Here is a 518-nt window from a genome sequence, read left to right as displayed (position 1 = left end):
ACGCCAGCAGATATCAGCAAGCAGCCTGTAACACTGCAAGCGCTCGGTCAGATCAATCGTCAAACGACACAATTGACCGAAAAAGAGCGTGGTATGGCCTTTAGCCAGCAAGCTGATGATAACGCTGTGGTAGCCATCGCAGGCGAGACGGAAGTGGGTGCCAGCTTGTTGGTCGGTGACCGCATCAAAACGGAGCAGCAATCACCATTATCTGATGTGCAAAGAGCACAAACGGCGGCTATTATTCGTGATAATTTAGGCCAAGATCAACTGCAAGATTACTTAGAGTATCTGCGGATGGTGTATCAGGTTGAGATTAACGACACCAACATGGCCAACGCGCAAGGTCGTTAAATACAAATCGTTAAATATCGATAATTGAGTCATCTGAAATGGCTTAAATGACGATAACCGCTCGCGCATAAAGACGTAAAAAAGCCACTGTATCAAGGACAGTGGCTTTTTTTGATCTATAATTTAGCAATCAAAACCGACCCGCCTCATGCGCGCCGGCTCAG

General features: G+C 46.9%; 1 pseudogene. It reads left to right on the top strand.

What is annotated here, in order from left to right:
* Positions 1 to 354, top strand: a pseudogene (locus NK638_RS12445) (SurA N-terminal domain-containing protein); the annotation flags it as partial.
* Positions 355 to 518: the final 164 nt, after the last annotated feature.

Origin of the sequence: Psychrobacter sp. A3, assembly GCF_028823565.1 — a bacterium.
Lineage (GTDB): Bacteria > Pseudomonadota > Gammaproteobacteria > Pseudomonadales > Moraxellaceae > Psychrobacter > Psychrobacter celer.
This window is presented reverse-complemented; position numbering and strand designations above follow the sequence as displayed.